Source organism: Heliobacterium chlorum, assembly GCF_014502795.1.
GTDB classification, from domain to species: Bacteria; Bacillota; Desulfitobacteriia; order Heliobacteriales; family Heliobacteriaceae; genus Heliobacterium; species Heliobacterium chlorum.
This window is the reverse complement of sequence record NZ_JACVHF010000152.1, coordinates 1-527: the sequence shown is the minus strand read 5'-3', so window position 1 is coordinate 527 and position 527 is coordinate 1. Positions and strand designations below refer to the sequence as shown.

Annotated in this window: 1 protein-coding gene; it reads right to left on the bottom strand. The window is 42.7% G+C overall.

From position 1 onward, the window contains the following. The coding region (locus H1S01_RS20720; RefSeq protein WP_188042188.1) for a spore germination protein at positions 1 to 419 on the bottom strand (419 nt) is incomplete at its 3' end. Positions 420 to 527: the final 108 nt, after the last annotated feature.

The following is a 527-nucleotide window of genomic DNA, read 5'->3' as shown; positions in this document are numbered from 1 at the left end:
ACGTCTTCCACAAATGCATCATGAGGTCCGGGGATAGATATTTCCGTTTGAGGTAGTTCAATACTCCGACCTTCGTCTTTGCGTGTATCAAGTGCAATTCCCCAGGGATATCCCTCAATTTGAAGATATGTTTTCCCTTCCAGAATTCTTTCGATTGCATTTTCGATCGACGTAACGTCGTGGATTACATGTATGTTGGTTAGGTTATCTTTTAATTGTTCCGAAGTAAATAATGTATCCGGGGTTACTAAATTTGTTAACGGACTAATAATCGAGTCCTGAATAATCTTCGTGTCGGAGAGACTTTGGTAAAAAGTGATAAAGACTTGACCCCAAGGCAACGAAAGGGTTCGACAGCAAAAATCCGGGTTACGCTTTGCTACGAACCGCCGTCCCAATATTTCTTGGAGATCTTCCAAATTGGTAGGAAGCTGAGTCCCTTTTTTCTTTTTTTCTAAGGTTCTTTTTAACGCGTACGGGGAGTGAAAGGGAGGCCGCGATGGGCTTAACGAAAACGTTAGCTCCTG